The sequence below is a fragment of the Frankia sp. KB5 genome, from assembly GCF_002099325.1.
Taxonomy (GTDB): Bacteria; Actinomycetota; Actinomycetes; order Frankiales; family Frankiaceae; genus Frankia; species Frankia casuarinae.
Window position 1 is genome coordinate 22,256 of record NZ_MRUJ01000018.1, and the last position, 20,978, is coordinate 43,233.

15 protein-coding genes are annotated in these 20,978 nt (G+C 70.2%); 7 read left to right on the plus strand and 8 right to left on the minus strand.

Features of this window, described 5'->3' with window-relative positions; genetic code table 11:
* Positions 1-113 precede the first annotated feature (113 nt).
* Positions 114-476 (plus strand): hypothetical protein, encoded by a 363-nt coding sequence (locus KBI5_RS27495; RefSeq protein ID WP_133056951.1) that lies wholly within the window; start codon positions 114-116, stop codon positions 474-476.
* A 216-nt stretch (positions 477-692) separates the two neighbouring features.
* Here KBI5_RS27495 and KBI5_RS01720 read toward each other — a convergent pair whose 3' ends face one another.
* Positions 693-1,289, minus strand: a complete 597-nt coding sequence (locus KBI5_RS01720) for a TetR/AcrR family transcriptional regulator (RefSeq protein WP_085014122.1) — start codon at positions 1,287-1,289, stop codon at positions 693-695.
* Positions 1,290-1,647: 358 nt separating this feature from the next.
* Entirely contained in the window at positions 1,648-2,157 is a 510-nt protein-coding gene (locus KBI5_RS01725) for a GtrA family protein (RefSeq protein WP_241882604.1), read from the minus strand.
* Between the two features lie 399 nt (positions 2,158-2,556).
* On the opposite strand from KBI5_RS01725, the gene KBI5_RS01730 reads away from it, so the two are divergent.
* Positions 2,557-3,174: a carbonic anhydrase gene (locus KBI5_RS01730; RefSeq protein ID WP_085014163.1), complete on the plus strand. Its 618-nt coding sequence runs from the start codon at positions 2,557-2,559 to the stop codon at positions 3,172-3,174.
* Between the two features lie 78 nt (positions 3,175-3,252).
* On the opposite strand, the gene KBI5_RS01735 is transcribed toward KBI5_RS01730, so the two are convergent.
* From KBI5_RS01735 to KBI5_RS01750, 4 genes are all read right to left on the minus strand, one after another.
* Positions 3,253-4,587, minus strand: a complete 1,335-nt coding sequence (locus KBI5_RS01735) for a UDP-glucose/GDP-mannose dehydrogenase family protein (protein WP_011435162.1) — start codon at positions 4,585-4,587, stop codon at positions 3,253-3,255.
* Positions 4,588-4,746: 159 nt separating this feature from the next.
* Positions 4,747-5,652, minus strand: a complete 906-nt coding sequence (locus KBI5_RS01740; protein ID WP_011435163.1) for a TIGR03089 family protein — start codon at positions 5,650-5,652, stop codon at positions 4,747-4,749.
* Positions 5,649-7,229 carry an LCP family protein gene (locus tag KBI5_RS01745; protein ID WP_085014164.1) on the minus strand — a complete coding sequence of 527 codons (1,581 nt, stop codon included), beginning with the start codon at positions 7,227-7,229 and terminating at the stop codon, positions 5,649-5,651. The genes KBI5_RS01740 and KBI5_RS01745 overlap by 4 nt, the downstream gene beginning before the upstream one ends.
* A 275-nt stretch (positions 7,230-7,504) precedes the next feature.
* The gene (locus tag KBI5_RS01750) at positions 7,505-9,154 is read right to left on the minus strand and encodes an LCP family protein (protein WP_085014123.1); all 1,650 of its coding nucleotides are present in this window, start codon (positions 9,152-9,154) and stop codon (positions 7,505-7,507) included.
* Positions 9,155-9,438: 284 nt separating this feature from the next.
* Here KBI5_RS01750 and KBI5_RS01755 point away from each other — a divergent pair, with 284 nt between their 5' ends.
* A complete protein-coding gene (locus tag KBI5_RS01755; RefSeq protein WP_011435166.1) occupies positions 9,439-10,515 on the plus strand; it encodes a glucose-1-phosphate thymidylyltransferase in 1,077 nt (358 codons plus the stop codon).
* Here the strand turns inward: KBI5_RS01755 and KBI5_RS01760 are convergent.
* Positions 10,499-12,322 carry a phospholipid carrier-dependent glycosyltransferase gene (locus tag KBI5_RS01760; protein WP_085014165.1) on the minus strand — a complete coding sequence of 608 codons (1,824 nt, stop codon included), beginning with the start codon at positions 12,320-12,322 and terminating at the stop codon, positions 10,499-10,501. The genes KBI5_RS01755 and KBI5_RS01760 overlap by 17 nt on opposite strands.
* Before the next feature lie 290 nt (positions 12,323-12,612).
* Between KBI5_RS01760 and rfbD the strand changes: the two genes are divergently transcribed.
* The 4 genes from rfbD to KBI5_RS01780 all read left to right on the plus strand — a co-directional run bounded on the left by rfbD (position 12,613) and on the right by KBI5_RS01780 (position 17,913).
* Entirely contained in the window at positions 12,613-13,509 is an 897-nt protein-coding gene (rfbD, locus tag KBI5_RS01765) for a dTDP-4-dehydrorhamnose reductase (protein WP_085014166.1), read from the plus strand.
* A 297-nt stretch (positions 13,510-13,806) separates the two neighbouring features.
* On the plus strand, positions 13,807-14,667 hold the full coding sequence (locus KBI5_RS01770) for a TetR family transcriptional regulator (RefSeq protein ID WP_085014124.1): 861 nt from the start codon (positions 13,807-13,809) through the stop codon (positions 14,665-14,667).
* A gap of 49 nt (positions 14,668-14,716) precedes the next feature.
* Positions 14,717-16,402: an MDR family MFS transporter gene (locus KBI5_RS01775; protein WP_085014125.1), complete on the plus strand. Its 1,686-nt coding sequence runs from the start codon at positions 14,717-14,719 to the stop codon at positions 16,400-16,402.
* A 98-nt stretch (positions 16,403-16,500) separates the two neighbouring features.
* A complete protein-coding gene (locus KBI5_RS01780) occupies positions 16,501-17,913 on the plus strand; it encodes a hypothetical protein (RefSeq protein WP_011435171.1) in 1,413 nt (470 codons plus the stop codon).
* Between the two features lie 1,821 nt (positions 17,914-19,734).
* Here the strand turns inward: KBI5_RS01780 and KBI5_RS01785 are convergent.
* Positions 19,735-20,961, minus strand: coding sequence for a glycosyltransferase family 1 protein (locus KBI5_RS01785; protein ID WP_011435173.1), 1,227 nt, complete (start codon positions 20,959-20,961; stop codon positions 19,735-19,737).
* Between the last annotated feature and the right edge of the window lie 17 nt (positions 20,962-20,978).

The following is a 20,978-nucleotide window of genomic DNA, read 5'->3' on the forward strand; positions in this document are numbered from 1 at the left end:
CCCGGCTGATAGTTCTGCTGATATGCCTGTTGCGGATAACTCTCCGTGGGATAGCCGCCGACGGGATAATCCTGGCCGTAGCCCTCCCCGGGTGGGTAGCCCCCACTGGGTGGGTGGACCGCCGTCGGGGGGTACTGATCGGTGCCGCGGTACGGATTCTGTGCGTACTGGTGCTGGGGGTGCTGGTGCTGGGGGTGCTGGTGCTGGGGGTGCTGGTGCTGGGGGTGCTGGTGCTGTGCGTACGGATTCTGTGCGTACTGGTGCTGGGGGTTCTGGTGCTGGGAGTACTGTGCCGTGGGCGGGTAGCCGCCGGGCTGGTTGACGCCGGGTGCGCTGTCGCCGATCAGGTGGGTCTCGTCTTCGTCGCCGAACGGTGCCGAGCCCGCGGAGTACGGCGAGGCGGAATAGGAACCACCAGCGTTGCCGTCAACCCCTTGGGTCTGGGCGTCCGGGTCCTGGGGGCCTGGGCCCGGTGACTGCATGACGTCCTCCTGCGCTGCGCGAAGAGCGGCCCCTGCCCGCACTCGTGATCTTGCTGATCCCGCCGTGGTGCCGGGCGGTTCTCGCAACCGTCCATCTGTGTTAGAGCGGGACGGATCGCCCCGTTCGGCCCAGGTCGGGCTCGATGCTCGATGTTAGGAGCTTTGTGTTCGGAGGGGGATCCCGGGTCGTCTTGGAGACAAGGTGTCGGATCAGGCCGCGTAACGGATCACGATGTCGTCGACGATCATCTCCAGGAACGTCTGATCGACCGGGTCTCCGGTCAGCAGCACCCGTTGGAGGATGACGGCGGTTCCGAGTTCTATGAGTACCGTGCGGTCGAYGTCCGGGCGGACCTCGCCGCGGGCGATCCCGCGTTCGATGATGGCTTCCGAGCTCGCCTGGCGTTGCATCCAGAGGCCGCGGCGCAGGGCGTCGYGCAGACCGGGATTGCGCGGCATCTCCGAGATCAGTTCCGCGAGGATCCGTCCCCGATCGCCGCGGATCGCGTCATGGAACGAGGTCAGGAACTCAAGGATGTCCAGGCGGAGGGAGCCGTTGTCGGGTGCCGGCATCCGCTGCTCGGTGAAGGCGTTGACCGCGTCCATCACCAGGGCGAGCTTTGACGGCCAGCGCCGGTAGATGGTGGCCTTGCCGGCTCGCGCCCGGGTGGCCACCCGGTCCATCGTCACACCGTCGTATCCGACCTCGGCCAGAAGGTCCAGGGTGGCGGTGCGGATCGCCTGGTCCCGGCTCTCGTCGCGAGGTCGGCCGCCGGGGTGCGACGACGCGAGCGAGAACGGGGTCACGACACACCCTCCAGGTTGCTGCGGACTGGACGGCGCTCCACGCGGCGTTCCCGGTAGCCGATGTGTCTCGCTGGATGGAGGGCTGTGGGCGCGCGGCGCCAGCCTGGCCCGCCGAGCGTAGCCCACCGGCGAAGGTTCGGGAACCGTTCGGTATCGGAACTGGGTTGTTCCCGACTTGTCCGCCGGGGACGGTGAGAGGGCGGAACGTCCTGTTCCGCTGTCGTGCCGTGTCGGCGGGCGTGTTGGGCGTCCGGGGTGGCGGCGATGCGCGGTGCGCCTGAAACGGCCGGTCCGGTGCCGGAGCAGGTGGCGGAATGCGCGCCGGGCCGGGGTGTCGGGCCGGTGGCCGCTGGTGCGGTCAGATCCGGCCCGCATGCTCCGGGATGTGCCGACGACCGTCCTGACGGGCTCCGCAGCTCGTGGCGGCCTTGGGGTGGTCCGGGTGGAGGAAGACCCACTTCTTGTAGGCCCAGAACCGGAATACGGTGCCCAGCCCGGTGCCGATGATGTTACCGAACAGGTTGAACGCAAGTACGCCCTTGAGATCGAGTACATAGCGTGCGAACCCGAGGCAGCCGAGCGCGATCAGCAACCCGACCGTATTCAGGATCACGAAGAGTGTGTACTCGCGACGTAGACCGGTTCGGGCGCGATGGTTGAACGACCATTGCCGGTTCCCGATGTAGGAAAAGGTGGCGGCGACCACCGTGGAGACGGTCTTCGCGCTGAGCGGACCCATTCCGAGAAGCGTGTGGCACAGGTTGGAGACGAGARAGTCGATGGCGTAACACGCACCGCCGACCAGCCCGAACTTGCCCATCTCGTGGACGAGTACCTGCACCGGTGAGCGGGTCTGTCGGTGTCTCACCACGGGCGACCCCGATCGATATTTACCACCCAGAGAGAGTACCGGCTGCTCCCGGCCGCCCACCGTGCCACCCCCGTCGACGGTGGCGTGGTGGACATCCGCGGCGAGGCCGGCTCACCGGACATGATGCCGGACGTAGCGGTGAACGCGCCGGCGCGTGGTGGAGTCACCGGGTAGCTGTTCCCATCTCTACGCTAGGTGATGCCACCAATCCGGTGCGGCGGGCAACGTGAGTGGCACAACTTCGGCAAAAACTCGGGAACGTTGGCGAAGCTGGGCCCATGGACGGCATCCTGGCAGTTGGGAGAGTGGGGACCATTGATCGGAAGGACGCATCATCATGATCCGCTCGAGTCGTTGGCCGAGCCGTTGATGCCGACGTCAAGGACCGATGACCACGTGGACACCGATGACCACACCGCTGTCGACCCCGTTGCCGATGTCCATGCAGACGATGTCCATGCGGACACCGTGCGCCCCGCGGATACGGTGAGCCCGGTGAGCGGCGCTGCCACGGYGACCGAACTCCTGCTGAGCTACGCTGCAGGTCACCCCGCCCGGCGGCGGGAGGCCGGGCTACCTGCCCTGCCCGGCGCGCGGCCGCGCCTGGGCGTCGCGGTGGTTGCGTGTATGGACGTGCGGATCCAGGTGGAGGCCTTGCTCGGTCTTGTCGAAGGTGACGCCCACATCCTGCGCAACGCCGGTGGTGTCATCACCCCGGATGTGGTCCGCTCGCTCGCCGTGAGCCAGCACGTGCTGGGAACGACGGAGATCATTCTTTTGCATCACACCGGGTGTGGTCTCGAAAGGATCACCGACGACGGGTTCCGGGACCAGTTGGAGTGCAAGACGGGCGTTCGTCCCGAATGGGCCGTGTATTCCTTTCCCGATGTCGAGGAGGACGTGCGCAAGTCCGTCAGGGTGCTGCGTTCGTCGCCGTTCCTGCAGTCCACCACCTCGGTACGCGGGTTCGTCTACCAGGTGGAGACCGGGGCACTGGTCGAGGTTCTGCCGTAGAGCGGTCCACGGCGGCGTGGGGATAGGCCGCATTGTCGGATCGTCGTCGGACCAAGCTTGCTCGGTCCGGTCGGTGGGTCACGCGAGTGGCCGTCCGAGCGCGTGGTAGATCCAGCCGGCATCCCGCCAGACCGCGGGATCCAGGACGTGCCGTCCGTCGATGACGATGGGTCTGCTGACGTGCGGCCGTAGGGCGGCCGGGTCGATCTCGCGGAACTCACTCCATTCCGTCAGGACCAGGACGATCTCCGCGCCTGCCACGGCCCGTATCACCGAGTCGGTGTAGTGCAGGTACGGATAGTGAATGCGGGCGTTCGGGATCGCCGCGGGGTCGTAGACGGACACGTGGCCGCCGGCGCGGTGCAGCGCGGTGGCCACGTCGAGGGCGGGCGAGTCGCGGATGTCATCGGAATTCGGTTTGAAGGCGGCACCGAGGACCGCCACCATCCGGCCCGTCGGCGAGCCCCCCAGCGCCTTGGTGGCCAGCGCCACCGTCCGCGTCCGGGCCCGCGTGTTGACGGCGTCGACCTCGGTGAGGAAGGCCAGCGCGGAGCCGACTCCCAGCTCGTCCGCACGGGCCTGGAAGGCACGGATGTCCTTGGGTAGGCAGCCGCCGCCGAAGCCGATGCCGGCCTGGAGGAACCGGGGCCCGATCCTGGGGTCGTGGGCCAGGGCGGCGGCGAGTTCGGTCACGTCCCCCCCGGTCATGTCGCAGATCTCGGCCATCGCGTTGATGAAGGAGATTTTCGTCGCGAGGAAGGCGTTCGCGGCGACCTTCACGATTTCGGCCGTGACGAAGTCGGTGACGATGACGGGTGTGCCTTCTTTGATCGTTCTGGCGTAGACCGTCCGCAGCCGTGCCTCGGCGGTGCCACCCGGGACGACCCCGAAGACCAGGCGGTCCGGCCGCAGGGTGTCGTCGACGGCGGACCCCTCCCGGAGGAACTCGGGATTCCACGCAAGTTCCGCGCCCGGGGCGCCGGCGGCAAGTCGTCCGGCCAGCCGGGCCGCGGTGCCCGTGGGAACCGTCGACTTGCCCACCACCAGCGTCCCGGGCCGCAGCCCGGCCGCGATCAGACCATTCGTCGCCGCCTCGACGTGGCGCAGGTCCGTCGCGCCGGAATCGGGCCGTTGCGGTGTTCCCACGCAGATGAAATGCACCTCGGCCCGGTCAACCGCCTCGGCGAGCGAACTCGAGAAGGTCAGCCGTCCCGCCTCCAGGTTCTTGCGGAGTAGCCCTTCCAGACCGGGCTCGAAGAAGGGCACCTCACCCGCGGCGAGCCGCTGCGTCCTGGTCGCGTCGATATCGACACCGATGACCTCGAAACCCAGTTCCGCCATGCACACGGCATGTGTCGCGCCCAGATAGCCGGTGCCGATGACGCTGAGGTGAAGAACCGGTGACGTGCTCACGTCTGAGTGACCTCCGCTGCACGTGGTAAAGACGGCTGCCGCGCTGCCCCAATTCTCGTTGGCCGTCGCGCCGTTCGATGGTCACGCCGTCTGTGAGCCGCCCGGATGTCGGGTATGGTCATTCCCCGGCCGCGGCCCGATACGGGGGTCGTACGGGTTTCACCCGAGGCGGGGGAGCGGCAGCGACCGGACCCCCGCGGGCAGTGGGCTGGGCGCGTGCCGCAGGACTGACCGGCCGACGGCGGTGATTTTCTCCGTCTCGATGCGCCGCGGGAGCGCGGCGCTGTCGAGATGCCGGCACAGCACGATCGACGAGCCTGCGACCAGGGGAGCAAGCAGCGAACCGACCAGGCCCTCGGTCGTGGCGAGCGGCGCGGTGAACAGCACCCGGTCCGCGGGTCCCAGGCCCCACGCCCCCGCGATCGCGGTACCCGCGCGCAGCAGCGCGGCCTGCCCAGGCGGCGCTGCCGGGGCGGCGAACCGATCGCCGTGCGGGGGCACCTCCGCGGCGTAGTCGAGAACCCCGGCGACGGGCCTGCGCATCCGACCACCCAGCGGGCGCAGTGACAGGGCCACGATCTCGTCCACCATCAGGCCGAATGCCTCGTCGAGCCGGTCCTCGGCCACGAACAGCGCGTCGAGGGGGGTCGCGACCGGGAGCTCCCCGCCGGCCTTCTCGGCGTCCCCGCCGTCCTGCTCGCCGGCTGCGTCCCGGACGAGGACCGCGTCCATCCCGGCCGACCAGGTGGCGAGCAGGATGACCGAACTGAGCCAGTGCGTCGGCAGGTGGACGCCGACCCGGTCACCGATGCCGAGGCCGAGCGTGTCGACCAGCATGTTCGCGGTCTTCGCCACCCAGTTGTCGAAGGTGGTCGCCGAGAATTCCACGCGTTCGCCGGTCGCGTCGTCGTAGAAGGTGACCAGCGGGCGGGCGGGATCGGTGGCCAGCCGGTGCGCGAGGACGGACGCGATGCCGCGAACCCCCGCCGCGGGTGCGGCGTCGGCGTCCGCGGCCGGGCCAAGCAGCGTCCGTGCGGCGACCAGCCGCGGCACGGAGGCGCTCATGGCGTGCACGAGGGGTCGGAGGGAACGGGACCGACCGGAGCGGCCGCGGTGCCTGTGGTGCCGCCGACGCCGGCCCCGCCGGCCGCCGGGGTCGGCGTCGCGGTGCCGCCGATCGTGGTCGCCCGGGTGTCACCACCGGCGGCGGTCGAGGTCGTCGAGATCCTCGTGCCGACGGTTGCCGCCGCGCCCGGCAGCCCACCGCTGGGCAGGCCGGAGCTGGGCAGGCCGGTGAAGGTGGATCCGAGGACGAGGACGAGGCCGGCCCCGGAGCGGCCGGCGTCCGCGACGATCCGGCTGCCGGGGATCGTCGCCGCCAGGGTGCGTGCCGCAGCCTCCTGGCCCGGGGGATGGCGTACCTCGGTCAGAGTCTGGCGGGTCGATGTCGCGGCGGTCATCGGCCCAGTGAAGCCGCGTGCCCRCAGTCCGTCGACCGTGCCGGTGGCGAGTCCGGCACGTCCCGAGGCGTTGCGGACGGCGGCGATCGAGACCTGGGCGGGGTCGAGAGTTCGCTGTGCGGGAGGCTTGGTGCCCGCGGGCAGCAGCGGAGCGAGGACCTGGTCGAGGCCGGCCTGATCGACGATGAGTACGGCCCCGTGCKGGGGAATCGAACCCAGGTCGTCAACCGCGCCATCGGAGCGCAGCGCGATGTGCGTAGGGACTGTCACGAAGTGAATTCTTCCCGGACCCAGCTCGCTGACCCGCTTCGCGAGCTTGAGCATCGCGGTCTGGTCGAGACCCTGGTCGATCCGCAGCGCGCTGCCGACCGCACCGATCAGTGAAGTGATCTTGGCTGGGTTGGTGAGCACTCCGCTGCTGGTCGCTGTCGCCAGCAGCTTGGAGAGGAACTGCTGCTGGCGCAGAATGCGAAGGCGTTCGTCCCCGAGCGCGTAACGGGTCCGGACGAAGGCCAGCGCCTGATCACCGTTGAGACGGTTCTCGCCGAGCCGTCCGCTCCATCCCGACATCGAGTCGTGCAGGTTGCGGGTGCTGCCGTTCGGTAGGGGCGTCACGCACACGCTCACGCCTCCCACCGCGTCGGTCATCGTCTTGAAACCGGCGAGATTGATCGAGATGGTATGGTCGATCTTCAGGCCGGTCAGGGACTCCAGCGTGGTGACGAGACCGGGGACGTCCGCCAGCCCGAGCACCTCGGTGAGCTTCGACCGGCCGTCGTGGGCGGTGGCCTTCTCCCGCGGCACCACCGGGACGAGCATGTCCCGGGGGAAGGACAGTAACGTGGCCGAGCCGTCCTTGYCGAAGTGGGCGATGATGGTGGTGTCGGACCGGACGCCGTCCACCACGCCGTACTCACCCCCGGTGCCCTCCCGGCTGTCGTCGCCGAGCAGCAGGACGTTCTCCTCGCCGTCCGCGCTCGCCGGGCGGGCACCCTCGATGTCCCAGTCGACGCGCGTGACGGCCTTGTCGAACTGTCGGTAGGCGGCCCACCCGATGGTGCTCAGACCGAGAACCAGCACGGACAGCAGAGCGACGGCTCCAACGGACAGCCGTCGCAGCGGGGAGCGGTGGCGACGGGGCCCACGTGGGTCCAACGCGGACGGCAGGGCCGGCGGGCGCATGGTATCGGGGCTCACCTGAGTCGAAAGCCCTCCTCGTTCAGGCGGCCGGGGCGGGAGAACCCCCGCCGGAACGCATGCCGCGGCCGTCGTGGTCGTGATGTGGCAGCCGTGTCCGTCTAACTGGACGTTCCGGACGGCCAAGACGTTGCCATGACAAGCACGGATGTTCGCGGCGGGGTTGATCTCGTCTCCGGCCGTAGTGCGGACGGCGCGGAATGTGATCGGACGGTCGGGTGAACGATCAGTCAGCCGGCGGTGAGTCAGACGGCGAGCGGTTAGTACGTGCACCCCGAGGTGAGATCCGCGGCCGTTGACGGTGAGGCGGGAGGCGGGTCCGCCGTAGCGGACCCGCCGGTCGCCCCGGCGGCTGTGCCGGTACCACCGGTCGATCCGGCGCCCCCGGCCGCTGGACTCGGGTTCACCCCGTTGTAGGACGTGCCCAGGACGAGGGCGATGTGGCCGGCGGGGACGGAGGCGTCCGCGCGCAACCGGCTGCCGGGCACGTCGGCCTGCACGGCATGGGCGGCGGCCTGTTCGCTTGGGCGGTAGCGCACCTGCGTCGTCTCCACCACGCCGGCCTGCCACGTCTGCGGCGGGCCGACCCGGAAACCGGCCTGCCGCAGCGCCCCGGCGGCCTTGGCGGCGAGGCCCCCCACTCCGGCGCCGTTGTAGACGTCGATCAGCACCTGCGCCGGGTCGACCGTCGGAGTCGGTGCCGGGGTAACGGAGGACTCCCGCGTGTCACGGGCCCGCCCGCGCAGCGGAGCGAGGAACTTCTCCAGCGTCTCGGGGTCGTAAAGCTGCACGGAGCCGAACCTCGGCAGCTCCCCCACGGCGTTGCCGCCCTCGGCCGGCGTCGGGGTGTGTACGGGGATCGTCTCGAACCGGATCTGATCGGCGGACATCCCGCGCAGCCGTGTCGCGAGCGCGCGCATGTCGTTCATGCTGGTGCCGTCATCGACGGTGAGCGCCCTGGTCGCGGCCTGGAGCAGGTTCTCCAGCCTGACCRGGTTGGCGAGCACCCCGGTCGTGGTTGCCTGGGTGAAGACGGCGCCGATGAACTGCTGCTGACGGCGGATGCGATCAAAATCGTTGTCGGGTAGGCCGTGGCGTTGGCGGACGAAGGCGAGTGCCTGCTCTCCGTTGAGATAATTCTTGCCTACCGTGCCCCGCCACTGTGACCACGGATCGTACAGATTGGACTTTCCGCCGTTTGGTAGCGGTTTTACGCAGACGGTGACACCGCCGATGGCGTCGGTCATCTCCTTGAAACCGGCCAGATCGACCGAGACGTAGTGGTCGATCTTGATGTCGGTGAGATTCTCGATCGTTCTGATCAGGAGACTGGGACCGCCGAGGGTGATCGCCGAGTTCAGCTTGCCGAGGCCGTGCCCCGGAATGCGCACGAGGGTGTCCCTCGGAAAGGAGACCATCGTCGTGGTCCCGTCCACGTCGAGGTGGGCCAGCATCGTCGTGTCCGACCGTTCGTCGGTCACCGCTCCCTGGCTCTCGTACTCGCCGCCGGTRCCCGCCCTGCTGTCCGATCCGACCAGCAGGAAGTTCCGGGTGCCCTCCGCGGCCTCCGCCGGCCGGTCCCCGCCGAGCCCGAGGCGGATCCGGTTGATCTGGGCGTCAAAATACTCGTAGGCGGTCCAGCCGCCCACCGCGGCAAGGAGTACCACGGCGGCGAGCATCGCTGCGACTACCGTGAGCAGGCGGGACGTCAGAGACCGCTTCCGGCGAGTGTCGTGTTCGTCGTCGCGTGCCTGGTGGTCGTCGCGTGCCTGGTGGTCGTCGCGTGCCTGGTGGTCGTCCCGGGTCGGAGACGGGCCTCGATACGCACGGGCGGTCGGATTCAGACGATTTCGTCGCCGCGGGGGCGGGCCCTGGGACCCCGCGGACAGACGCGGCGGCGCGTCGGTCACCGTGTCCCCCTCCCAGGCGGCCCGAGATGTCTGCTGAGTCTGGAACGATCAGATGCGCGGTAAGGTTTCCCGCCGACTGGCCGCCCCGAACCCTGCGACTACCCAACGTACCCGTATTGKGCGGGGTGTGCCTGTCGCCGGCCCGGTGCGCCTGGAAATRCCCGTTGCACATGTGGGTGTTCACGGTGACGGGCGGGCAAAGATGGATCGAGCCGTCATGTGATAGGAATCACATCGGCGGTTACTTTCTGTCAGCTCAAAGCGGCACGATAGGGTTTCGGATCATGAAGGCCCTCGTCCTTGCTGGTGGTTCGGGAACCCGTCTGCGGCCGATCACCCACACCTCGGCCAAACAGCTTGTTCCAGTGGCGAACAAGCCGGTGCTTTTCTACGGCCTGGAGGCCATCCGTGACGCCGGTATCACCGATGTCGGGATCATCGTGGGGGAGACGGCCGGCGAGATCCAGGCGGCGGTAGGTGACGGCTCGGCATTCGGGATCCAGGTCACCTACATCCGCCAGGACGCGCCGCTCGGACTGGCACATGCCGTGCTCATCGCCCGCGACTTCCTCGTCGATGAACCGTTCGTCATGTACCTCGGCGACAACCTGATTATCGGTGGGATCTCCAGCCTGGTCGAGGAATTCCGACGGACCACTCCGGACGCCCTGATCCTGCTGACCAGGGTCGACAACCCCTCCGCCTTCGGTGTCGCCGAGCTCGGTGCGGATCGGCAGATCATTCGACTGGTCGAGAAGCCGCTCGTTCCGCCGAGTGACCTGGCGCTCGTCGGCGTCTACATGTTCGGCACCCCCATCCACGACGCCGTGGGGGCGATCAAACCGTCGGCCCGCGGCGAGCTGGAGATCACCGAGGCGATCCAGTGGCTCGTCGACGGCGGATACGAGGTCGCCTCCCACCTGGTCGAGGGTTACTGGAAGGACACCGGCCGACTCGACGACATGCTCGAGACGAACCGCCATCTCCTCGAGTCGATCGAGCCGGCGATCCGTGGCAGCGTTGACGAGCACAGCACGATCGTTGGCCGTGTGGTGATCGAGGAGGGCGCCTCGCTGGTCCGGTCCACCGTGCGCGGGCCGGCCATCATCGGCCGGGACACCACCCTCGTCGATACCTATGTCGGCCCGTTCACCTCGATCTTTCACTCCTGCGTCATCGAACGGACCGAGATCGAGTACTCGATTGTGCTGGAGCGGGCGACGATCCGTGGGATCGGGCGGATCGAGGACTCGCTGATCGGCCGGGATGTCGAGGTCGTCCCCTCCGCGGCCCTGCCCAGGGCGCATCGGCTCATGCTGGGCGACCACTCCCGCGTCTCGGTGGCTACGACGGGGACCTGAGGCCTGCCCGGAGCGGATGTCCCTTGCGCATCCGTGACGGACTTCGTGGGGCGGGCGTCGGCCGGTGACCGCCCGATCCCGATCCCGATCCCGGACCCGATCCCGGACCCGTGATCGCGGCCTCCCGCGTGCCCCTGGCTCCGCCCGCCCGCACCGCGACGGCGAGGCAGAGAACGACGAGCACCGCCGACAGCGCGAAGACCGTGATCGTGACGCCGATCGGGAACGGCGCCCAGCGGCCGGCCCCCGCGACGATCTCGGGAACGCGGGTCGGGGTGAAGGACACCTGGCGCGGCAACCAGTAGTACGAACAGACCGCCAGCAGCCCCAGACCCTGCATCAGCAGCGCGCCGACCAGCGTGACGGCGGGTGCCAGTCGCTCCCGGCCGCGCAGCGCCGCGCGCAGGCCCAGAGCGAACACCACCCCCAGACCGACCAGCCCCAGGTAGAGATACCGGCCCTGGACGGCGATGCCGCGGGTGTACTGCTGGTACTCCGCCCAGCTGCGCTGCCCGACCATCAGATAGGCGAAGGCGACCGGGAGCAGCAGTACCGCCGGCCCGGCGGTACTCGCCAGCCGGTCCGGCCGCGCGGCGCGGCGGGGTCCGGCGGCCAGCGCGGYCGCGCACAGTCCGACAACCGCCCCGGTCGCCACGACGATGGCGACCGGGGAGAGCTGGGGCGGCTCGAACAGGCCAAGCCCGCCCCAGAAGCGGCTGATCATAGTCCGGAAGAAGTACCAGAACCAGGTGAGGAAGGAGTCCGGAAGCAGCAGTGGTTCCCGCCGCGGCGGGTTCGTCGCCCACCCGTTCGGCTGGACGGAGTCGTACAGGACGTAGTTCCTGATCCACCACCAACCTCCCAGGGCGAGCCCGAGGCCGACCGCCAGCGTGGCCGGCGTCCATGGCAGGGAGCCGATCGCGCGACGCGACGCGAAAAGCCGGCCGGCCGGATACGCGGACCGTTCCGGTGCCTGCCGCCCCGCACGCCGCAGGCGCCACCAGCCGACCAGATAGGCGGCGACGATCATGGCCGGCAGGGCCAGCGCGAACGCCTTGGTCAGCAGGGCGATTCCCAACCAGATCCCGGCCCGGGCGGCGGTGCGGCGACGCATGTCGCCGCGCAGCACACCCACGAGAGTGACGGTCAGCCCGCCGGTGGCGAGCATCAGGAGGCCGTCATTGTTGAAGGTGGCACCGACCCTGGTGAACCCGGGCACGGCGAGTGGCAGGGTCGCCGCGGCGAGGGCCGATGGTTGATCCAGTCCGAAGCGGCGTGCCRCCAGCCATGCCAGCAGGGGCAGCGGCGCGACCACCAGGATGTTCAACAGACGCAGGACGAAGACCTGCTGGTCATAGGCCCAGTGCTTGGAGCCCGGCAGGGCGTCGAGCAGCCTGGCGCCGACCACGTAGATCAACGGTGGATGCTGCACCATCTGGTTGGAGAGACGGCCGTCGCCGACGGGGGCAACCCYGCCGAGGGCGTCGAACGACTGGCGCTGGCCGCGTGGCGTCGGATCGATCTCGGCGAAGGACGGGGAGCCCCGCCGTTTCCCACCGGCCTGGAACATGTCCTGGAAGCGGCCGCGGTCGAAGTCGTCAGAGGTCGCGGCTACACCCGTCGAGATGATCTTTTTGCCTGGTGCGGGCCAGCCGACTCCGTGCTGCAGGCCGTAGACCATGTCCACGTGCTGAGCCTCGTCGTATCCCGTCCAGGTCGGATACACGAACGCGTAGCTGAGCAGCAGGCCKAGGTGAACCGCCGTGATGAGGAGCAATAACACCGGCACGCGCCGCGGACCGGGCATCGACACCGCCTCGGCGGCTGGCCTCGTCCCTGCCGGCCTCGTCCCTGCCGGCCTGGTCTCCGCCGCGGGATCGGGCGTGGAACCGGTGGTGTAGATGCAGTCGATGATCGACGGCTCTGGGGCATCCATGGTTGACGCCAGCGTAGACGACCGATGTGAGAGGTTGGACGAGCTCGGCGTGGGGTAACCGTTGCCTGTCTGTCGCACTCTTCTCGACACGGGCTGATCCTGGGCGGATCCTGAACCGGGCGGGTCACGGTGTCTGCGACACTCGGAAGGTGCGTTTTCTCGTGACCGGTGCCGCCGGTCAGCTCGGGGCCGACCTCTGCCGGCTGCTCGAGGCCCGAGCCGCGGAACCGGGCTCCCCGGTGTCCGGCTGGGCCGGTCTGACTCGGGCGGAATTCGACATCACCGATCCGGCCCGGGTGCGCGCCGTCCTGCGCGACCAGGCGCGTCCTGCGAAGATCCAGGGTGGGCTGGTCGTCTTCAACACGGCGGCCTGGACAAACGTCGACGCGGCGGAGTCGGACGAGGCCGGCGCCTATGCGGTCAACGCCACGGGGCCGGCGCACCTCGCCGCGGCCTGCGCCGAGGTCGGCGCGACCCTGATCCATATTTCGACTGACTACGTCTTCGACGGGCGGGCCGCCAAGCCCTACGAGGTCAACGATCCTACCGGTCCCGTCTCGGCGTACGGCCGGACGAAACTGGCCGGGGAGGAGGCTGTCCGAGCCCTGCTGCCCGATGCCTCGTATGTGGTGCGCACCGCATGGGTCTATGGCCGGACCGGCAGCAACTTCGTGAAGACGATCTCRCGCCTGGCCCGTGAGCGGGACACGCTGTCCGTTGTGGACGATCAGGTGGGCTCGCCGACCTGGTCGGCCGATCTCGCGTCGGGGCTGCTCGAACTCGCTTCCTCGACGGCACCGACCGGCGTCTACCACTGCACGAACGCCGGCGAGACCACGTGGTTCGGCTTCGCCCGCGAGATTGTCGCCGCTCTGGGCCAGGACCCGGCCAAGGTGACGCCGACGACGACGGAGGCATTTCCCCGTCCGGYCCGGCGCCCGGCCTACGCGGTGCTCTCCGGGCGGTCATGGGTGGACGCGGGACTCACTCCTCCGCGGGCCTGGGACGCCGCGCTGTCCGCGGCCTTCGCCGCGGCGGGCGACGCGCTGCGCGGCTGATCGTTCTGCCGGGTACCGATCTTTCTGTCGATCGTTGCGCGACCGGCCAGCGTCGACCCACCGCACCCCGGCCGTGGGCGGGGGCGCGCCTGACTCTCGCCTGATGTCCGGTCCCCGCCCGGCCCCGTCTTCCCGATCTACCTGGCCCGATCTACCTGGCCCTTCGGCGACGGTTCCCGGTGGGCGCCGATCGTGTTGACTGTCACAGTAGAATTTTGCACGATGAGAATAAGTGCGCGTGCTGCAAAGTTATCGAGAAAGAGGATATCGAGGGAGYGGATCGAGATCGGGGAAGCGGTGACGGGGAAGGATCCGACGGCGGCACCTGCGGCGACCGTCCCGGGTCGGGCTGGCGAGCCCGGGAGGTCGTCCGGGCCGGGGCTGCGGGAGCGCAAGAAGCGGCAGACCCGCCGGGCCCTGCGGGCCGCGGCCATCCGGCTTGTCGCGGAGCGTGGTCTGGAGAACGTTTCGGTCGACGAGATCGCCGCCGCGGCCGAGGTTTCCACCCGGACGTTCTTCAACTACTTCCCGACGAAGGACGACGCGATCGCCGGCATCGATCCCGAGGACATCACCGAGATCAGCACGGCGCTGGCGGAGCGTCCTCCCGAGGAGGAGCCGCTGGCGGCGTTGCGGGCGGTCATGYTGGACCGGGCCGCCCTCGTCGCACCCGATCAGGTCGAGCTGTGGCGCGTCCGGCTTGCGATCATCCGTGCCCATCCTCATCTGACCATGGCCTACGCGGCCAGTTGGAGTTCCTACGAACGTGCTCTCGCCGAGGCGATCGGCCGGCGTTGCGGGCTCGATCCCGATCGTGACCCCTACCCCGTCGTGCTGGTCGCGACGACGTTGGCCGTCGTGCGGACCCTGACCGTGCGGTGGCAGGAGTCCCCGGATGACGCTTCGTTGCCCGACACTCTCGGCCGCGCCTTCGACATCCTGGCCCGCGGCCTGGCTCCGCCCGGCCCCTCCGGCCCCTCCGGCCCCTCCGGCACCTTGGGCACCTTGGGCGGGTCCGGCGCCCCACCCGAGTCCGGCGGGTCGGACGGATTCGACGTGGTGGGCACCCCGAACGCGCCGATCATGTCGTCCCACCGGGAGCACCGGGAGCACCGGGAGCACCGGGAACGAGAACAACGAGGACAGCGACCCGAATGAGATCGACCGAGCACGTCGACGTCAGCGACGACCATGAAGGGAGCCGGTCATGACGCAGGCTCGATCAGCGGAGTCCGCCGAGCCCGTGGACTCCGTGGACTCCGTGGACTCCGTCGAGTCCGCCAGAACCGGCGCCGGCACGTCTCCGGCGCCCCGCGGCGGCGCCGTGATCCCCTCGCCGGTCTCCGACCAGCGCCGRCTCTGGCTGATCATGGGAGCGCTGCTCCTCGGAATCCTGCTGGCYTCGCTGGATCAGACGATCGTGTCGACGGCACTGCCGACGATCGTCGGGGATCTCGGCGGCGCCACCCATCTCTCCTGGGTGGTGACTGCCTACCTGCTGGCCTCCACGGTGTCCACACCGGTCTGGGGCAAGCTCGGTGATCTGTACGGCCGCAAGATCCTGTTCCAGGTGGCGATCGTCATCTTCCTGGTGGGCTCGATGATCGCCGGTGCCAGTACGTCGATGGGGCAGCTGATCGCCTTCCGTGCCATCCAAGGGCTCGGCGGCGGCGGGTTGATCATCAGTGCGATGACGATCATTAGTGATCTCGTTCCGCCGCGCGATCGAGGCCGTTACCAGGGGCTGTTCGGCGCGACGTTCGGTGTGTCGTCGGTGGTCGGTCCGCTGCTCGGCGGCCTGTTCGTCGACCATCTCTCCTGGCGCTGGGTCTTCTACGTGAACCTGCCGGTGGRCGCGGTCGCCCTGGTGGTGACGGCGTTGGYGCTCCCGGCGACGAGGAACCGCATCAGGCACGTCATCGACTACCTCGGCACCGTGCTCCTGGCCATGGCAACGACCAGCCTCGTGTTGCTGACCAGCCTGGGCGGCACCACCTACGCCTGGGGATCACCGGAGATCATCGGGATGGGCGTCGCGGGAGTCGTGCTCCTCGTCGGGTTCGTGTTCGTCGAACGAGTGGCGGTCGAACCCGTGCTGCCGCTGACGCTGTTCCGGGTCCGGGTGTTCTCGGTGGCCGGCGCGGTCGGCTTCGTCGTCGGCTTCGCGATGTTCGGCGCGATCGTCTTCCTGCCGCTGTTCCTCCAGGTGGTGAAGGGAGTCGACCCGACGGACTCCGGCCTGCAGATGCTGCCGGTGATGGGTGGGCTGCTGCTCAGCTCGATCATCTCCGGCCGGCTCATCAGCCGGTGGGGCCGTTACAAGATCTTCCCGGTCGTCGGTACCGCGATGATGTCGATCGGCCTGTTCCTGCTGTCGTTCATCAGTCCCGACATCTCCACGCTGCAGCTCACGTTGTCCATGTTCGTCCTCGGGGTCGGGATCGGCGCGGTCCTGCAGGTCCTGGTCATGGCCGTGCAGAATGCCGTCGACTACCGGCAGATGGGCGTGGCCACCTCGGGTGCGACCTTCTTCCGGTCCATCGGCGGGTCGTTCGGTACCGCCGTGTTCGGCGCGATCTTCGCGAACCAGCTCAGGGGTAACCTCGCCGAGCGGTTTGCGGGCATCCCGTTGCCATCCGGTCTGTCCGCCTCCGGTTCCAACCTCAGCCCCCAGGTGCTCCACAGGCTGCCCCCGACGATCCGGGACGGATTCGTCCAGGCGTTCTCGGACGCGATGCAGACCGTCTTCCTGGTGGCGGTGCCGATCGGTCTGTGCGCCTTCGCGCTGGCCTGGTTGCTGCCCGAGATCCGCCTGGGAAACACCGTCGGCGGCCCGCGGCCCGCGGCGCCGGGCTCGGCGAAGGCGGATGAGACCGCGGAGGTCCTCAAGTAGCCGCGATTTCGACCGCGCGTCGGCGTCTGCGCGGGACGCCCCGTCGGCACGCGGTCTTTCTGCTGCTGGTCGCCGCCGGGATCGCCGCTCGGGTCCTGGTGATCGTCACCTACCCGCCCGCGCTGATGTACCTCGGGGATTCGGCGGCCTACCTCGACCAGGCGTGGCGGGACATTTGGCCGGGCGACTGGCGGCCGTCGGGCTACCCGATGTTCCTGCGGATCCTCGACGGCCAGGCCCACCTGACGCGGGTCGTCGTCGTCCAGCACCTGCTCACGCTGGGCGCGGCGGTGGCGCTCTATGCGGTGGCGCTGCGGGTCGTCCGCCGGCCGTGGCTCGCCGCCCTCGCCGCCACCCCCGCGCTGCTCTCCCCGTGGGTGCTGGACCTCGGCCAGTTCGTCCTCGCCGACAGCCTGTTCGGGGTGCTCGTCTCGGTCGGCGTGGCGTTGCTCGCGTTACCGGGACGCCCTCGGCCCGTTGCCTGCGCCGCCGCCGGCCTGCTGCTCGGCGCAGGCCTGTGCGTGCGGACAGTGGGCTACGGCCCGCTGGCGGTCGGCCTGGTCGTCCTGCTCGGCACCGTGGTGGCCGACCGGCGGCGCGCGACTTCCCGGGCCGGGTCGGTTGCCGCTCCTCGGGCGGCCCGACCCGTCCTCGCCTTCGTGCTGGCCGCCGCCGCGCCGATCCTGGCCTACTCCGGGTGGAGCGCCTCGGCGGGAGGGGGCTTCGCCGTCTCCGCGCACTCCGGGTTCTTCCTGTACGGGCGGGTGGCGCCGTTCGCGGATTGTTCCGCGCTGTCACGAGCGGACCTGCGCACCCTGTGCGACCCACGGCCGGTCGACGAGCGTGGTTCGCCGGTTCGCTACCTGTGGCCGGCCGGCTCCCCTCTGCGTCAGGGGCACCGGCACATCCCACCGGGGCGGGAGGACCTCGCGGCCGAGTTCGCGGACGAGGTCGTGCGTCACCAGCCGTGGATGCTGGTGACGACGTCGGCCCGGTACCTCGTCGGCTATCTCTCCCCGGTCCGGCATGAGACGACGAAGACCTCGCGGGCGGACACCTGGGAACTGCCGTCCGGCGTGACCAACGTGCTGACCCCGGACGATCCGCATGCCGACGACGGCTATTTCGTCGCGACCGAGGTGCACAACCCCACGGCGGGCTGGCTGGCCGGCTACTCTCGCCTGGCCTACGCTCCGATGCCGCTTGTCGGCCTGGGTCTGCTGGCGGGTCTCGCGGCAGTACTGCTCGAGGCCGTTCGCCGGGTACGCAGGAGTGGGGTGACGGCGGCGTGGCCGGGGCTCGGGCGGCTGTTCTGGCTGGCCGCCGGGGCCGGCCTGTCGACCCTCGTGCTGTCCGCGCTGACCTCCGGATTCGACTACCGCTACCTCGCCGCGGTCATCGGGCCGATCGGATCGGCCGCGGTCCTGGGCGCGGCCGGCTTAGTTGCCGCGCTCCAAAGCCGGACCGCCGGACAGCGCCGACCGCCGGATAACAGCCCGCCGGACAGCTGACGCCAAGCGGACGATACCGTCGTATCCGCCAAACGATCGTCGCTGATGTTCGATGGGCTGACCGGCGTTGCGGCGTGGTAGTCGGGGCGACACTACCCGGCCGAGGCGGAGAGGGTTGCCGACGTGCCTGGCGGGGATGCGTGGCAGGYGGTCGAGACCTCCATGCGGGTGCCTGGGACCGGTGCGGCGCCGGAGGCTTGGCGGGTGGCGGATCCGGGGCGGCGCTGGCTTGTGATCGGGGTGGTCGCGGCCGGCATGGTTTTCTCCGCGCTCGGCGTGCTCGTCGCCGCGGTCGTGCCTCCCTTCACCTCGGCCGACGAGGCACAGCACACCGCCTACGCGTTCGACGTCGCCGACGGCTCGTTGCCCGTGCTCGACTCGCCCGTGCACTCCCGCATCCCGAGCATGCCGGGACTGCCCGCCGACTGCGTGGTGCCGCCGCCGCAGGCGCGGGCCGCGGTGGCCTCCCACGTCGATCGGCTCTGTGGGGTGCGCCTCGGCCGACCACTGGCGAACGTCGACCTCACCTACACCGCGAACCATCCACCACTGTTCTACGCGGTCGAGGCCGTCCCGCTCCGGACGGGCGTCGCGCTGGATCATCCGCTGGCCGGTTTCCGGGCCGCCCGCCTTCTCAACGTGGCGTTTGGGATTACCGCGGTGATCGCGACTGCGGCGCTGGTCCGCGGTGTGCTGCCGGGGCGGCCCGGTGTCGCGGTCGGCGCGGCGGCGATTGTCGGCGTGGTCGGCATGTTCGTCCTCATCTCCGGCCAGGTCTACAACGACACCCTGGCGGTGGCGACCATCACCGGCCTGCTCGCGGTGACCGTTGCGATCATCCGCCGGGGACCGGGGCCGCGGACCTTGGCGGCACTGGCGGTGCTCGGCCCGGCGGCGGCGGCGAGCCGGGCCAGCGGCGCGCTGGCCGTCGCGGTGGTCGTCCCGGCTCTCGCTGTCGCCGTCTCGATGTGGACGTCCGGTGGCGCGCTGCGGCGAGCCGGGCGTGGCCTGACGGCCGCGGTCGTGCTCGTCGCGCTGACCTTCGCCGCGACCGGCTGGTTCTACCTGCGTAACGTGCGCCGGTACGGCGATCCCACCGCCTCGGGCCGGGTCGCCGAGATGTTCCCGATCCGCGATGGGCGGACGTCGGCCTGGCAGGTGTCACGCGACAGCGACTTCTGGTGGCACATCTACCGCGGGTTCTTCGGACGTTCCGTCCTGCTGACCGGTCACGCCCGGACGATCGCCGTCGGGGTCGCGGTCGTGACCGGTGCGGGTCTGGTCGCGGCGGGGATTCGGGTCCTGGGCGCCCGGCTGCGGACCGTTGCGCGGCCGGGCACTCGGATCGCGGATACCACCGATACCCGGCCGGCGGACGACGGGGCGGACGACGGGCATCCCGAGGCGGATCCACCGGGAGGTCGGCTGGCCGGCAGCGTCGTCATCGGCCTTCTGCTCACCCTGCACTGCCTGCTCGTCGTCGCCACCCTGGTGGGCTACGTCGCCGTCGGAGGCGCGCCGTTCACCCGGTACCTGCTGCCGATACTGCCGATCCTCGCCCTTGTCGTCGCGGCCTGCTGCGGATCGCTGCCGCTGGGCCGTCGCGGCCTGCCGACGGTCGCGGTCGTCGCCGCGCTGGCGGCGCTCACCGTGGTCATGCTCATCCGTGACCTGGCATTCAAGCGGCCCGCGCTCGCCCCGCTGGCGAACCTGGACCGGCTGCGGACCGCCTGGGACCAGACGGCCCCGGGCCCGCCCGACCTCGGGCTGTCGTGCCTGGCGGGATGGGCCGTTCTCGGCGGTGTCCTGCTCGTCGTCGCGTTATGGAAGCTCGCTGACCCGGCGGTAGACGGCCGCGGTGAGCTGCGCGGTGCGCCGCCAGGTGAACGTGCGGGCGTGCGCCCGGCCGGCGTCGGTGTCGCCGGGGGAGTCGAGCAGCTCCAGGATCGCTTCGGCGAGGTCGTCGGCGAACGAGTCGCGGTCGGTCTGCCGAACGAGCCGCACCGGACTGGTGGAGCGGGTGATGGTCAGCCCGGGGGCCTGGCCAGGGGTCTGCTCAGGGGACCGGCAGGCGGGGGCGGCGACGTCGACGAGAGCGGCGGTGACCTCCCGCACGGTCGGGATGTCGGCGGCGACCACCGGAGTCCCGGCGGCGAGCGCCTCCAGGGGGGGTAGCCCGAAGCCCTCGTACCGGGACGGGAAGCACAGCACGCTCGCTCCGGCGACGGTCATCCGCAGTGCCTCGCTGTCGAGATAACCGGCGACGACGACGGCGTCGGACGGCAGGTTCGCCAGGTCCAGTGCCGGTCCCCACCCCGGAGGCCCGACGAGCACCAACGGCGGAGCGTCGATTTTCGCCGCGTGCAGCCGGCGGACCGCCTCCAGCAGCGCCGGGAGGTTCTTGCGGGGCTCCACCGAACCGACGAACAGCAGGTACCGCTCGGGCAGGCCACGGGCCCTGCGCCAGGCGAGGCTCGGCTTCGCCGTGGTGAACCAGGCGTCGTCGACGCCGAGCGGCGTCGGGGTCACCAGCGCGGGGTCGAGCCGGTAGGCCGTCACCACCTCGTCGGCCACCGCGCGGCTGGGCGTCAGCACGGCGGACGCCCGGCGCAGGCCGCGGGGGACCAGATCGCTGTAGCGGGCGGACGCCGCCGTCACCGTGTCCGGGGTACGCAGGTAGGACAGGTCATGGATGGTCAGCACACCGCGGGCCCGGCGCAGCGGTGGAAGGACGAAGTTCGTCGCGTGCACGACGTCGGCGGGGCCGGTGAGCCACTCGACGGGCGGGTACTCCGAGCGGGCCCAGGCATCCTGCAACAGCCGGGCCGGTGCCCGCCGGGCCGCCGTTCGCACCCCGGCCGGCAGCGCGCCCGGCAGCTCGTCCAGCCCGCGCCAGGTGAACGCCGTCGCCGCGAGTTCCCACCCGGCCCCGGCTTCCCGCCCGGGCTCGGTGGCGAGCCGGGCGAGCCCGGTCAGCAGATGCTCGGTGTAGCGGCCGACCCCGGTGCGTTGCCCGAGCAACGGCGTGCCGTCCAGCACGACCCTCATGCCGGAATCATCCCCTC

What these genes read in the sequence shown, in the direction of transcription:
- KBI5_RS01755 (WP_011435166.1), top strand. Translation starts at nt 9,439, where the DNA reads ATGAAGGCCCTCGTCCTTGCTGGTGGTTCGGGAACCCGTCTGCGGCCG.
- KBI5_RS01740 (WP_011435163.1), bottom strand. Translation starts at nt 5,652, where the DNA reads ATGAGCGCCTCCGTGCCGCGGCTGGTCGCCGCACGGACGCTGCTTGGC.
- KBI5_RS01785 (WP_011435173.1), bottom strand. Translation starts at nt 20,961, where the DNA reads ATGAGGGTCGTGCTGGACGGCACGCCGTTGCTCGGGCAACGCACCGGG.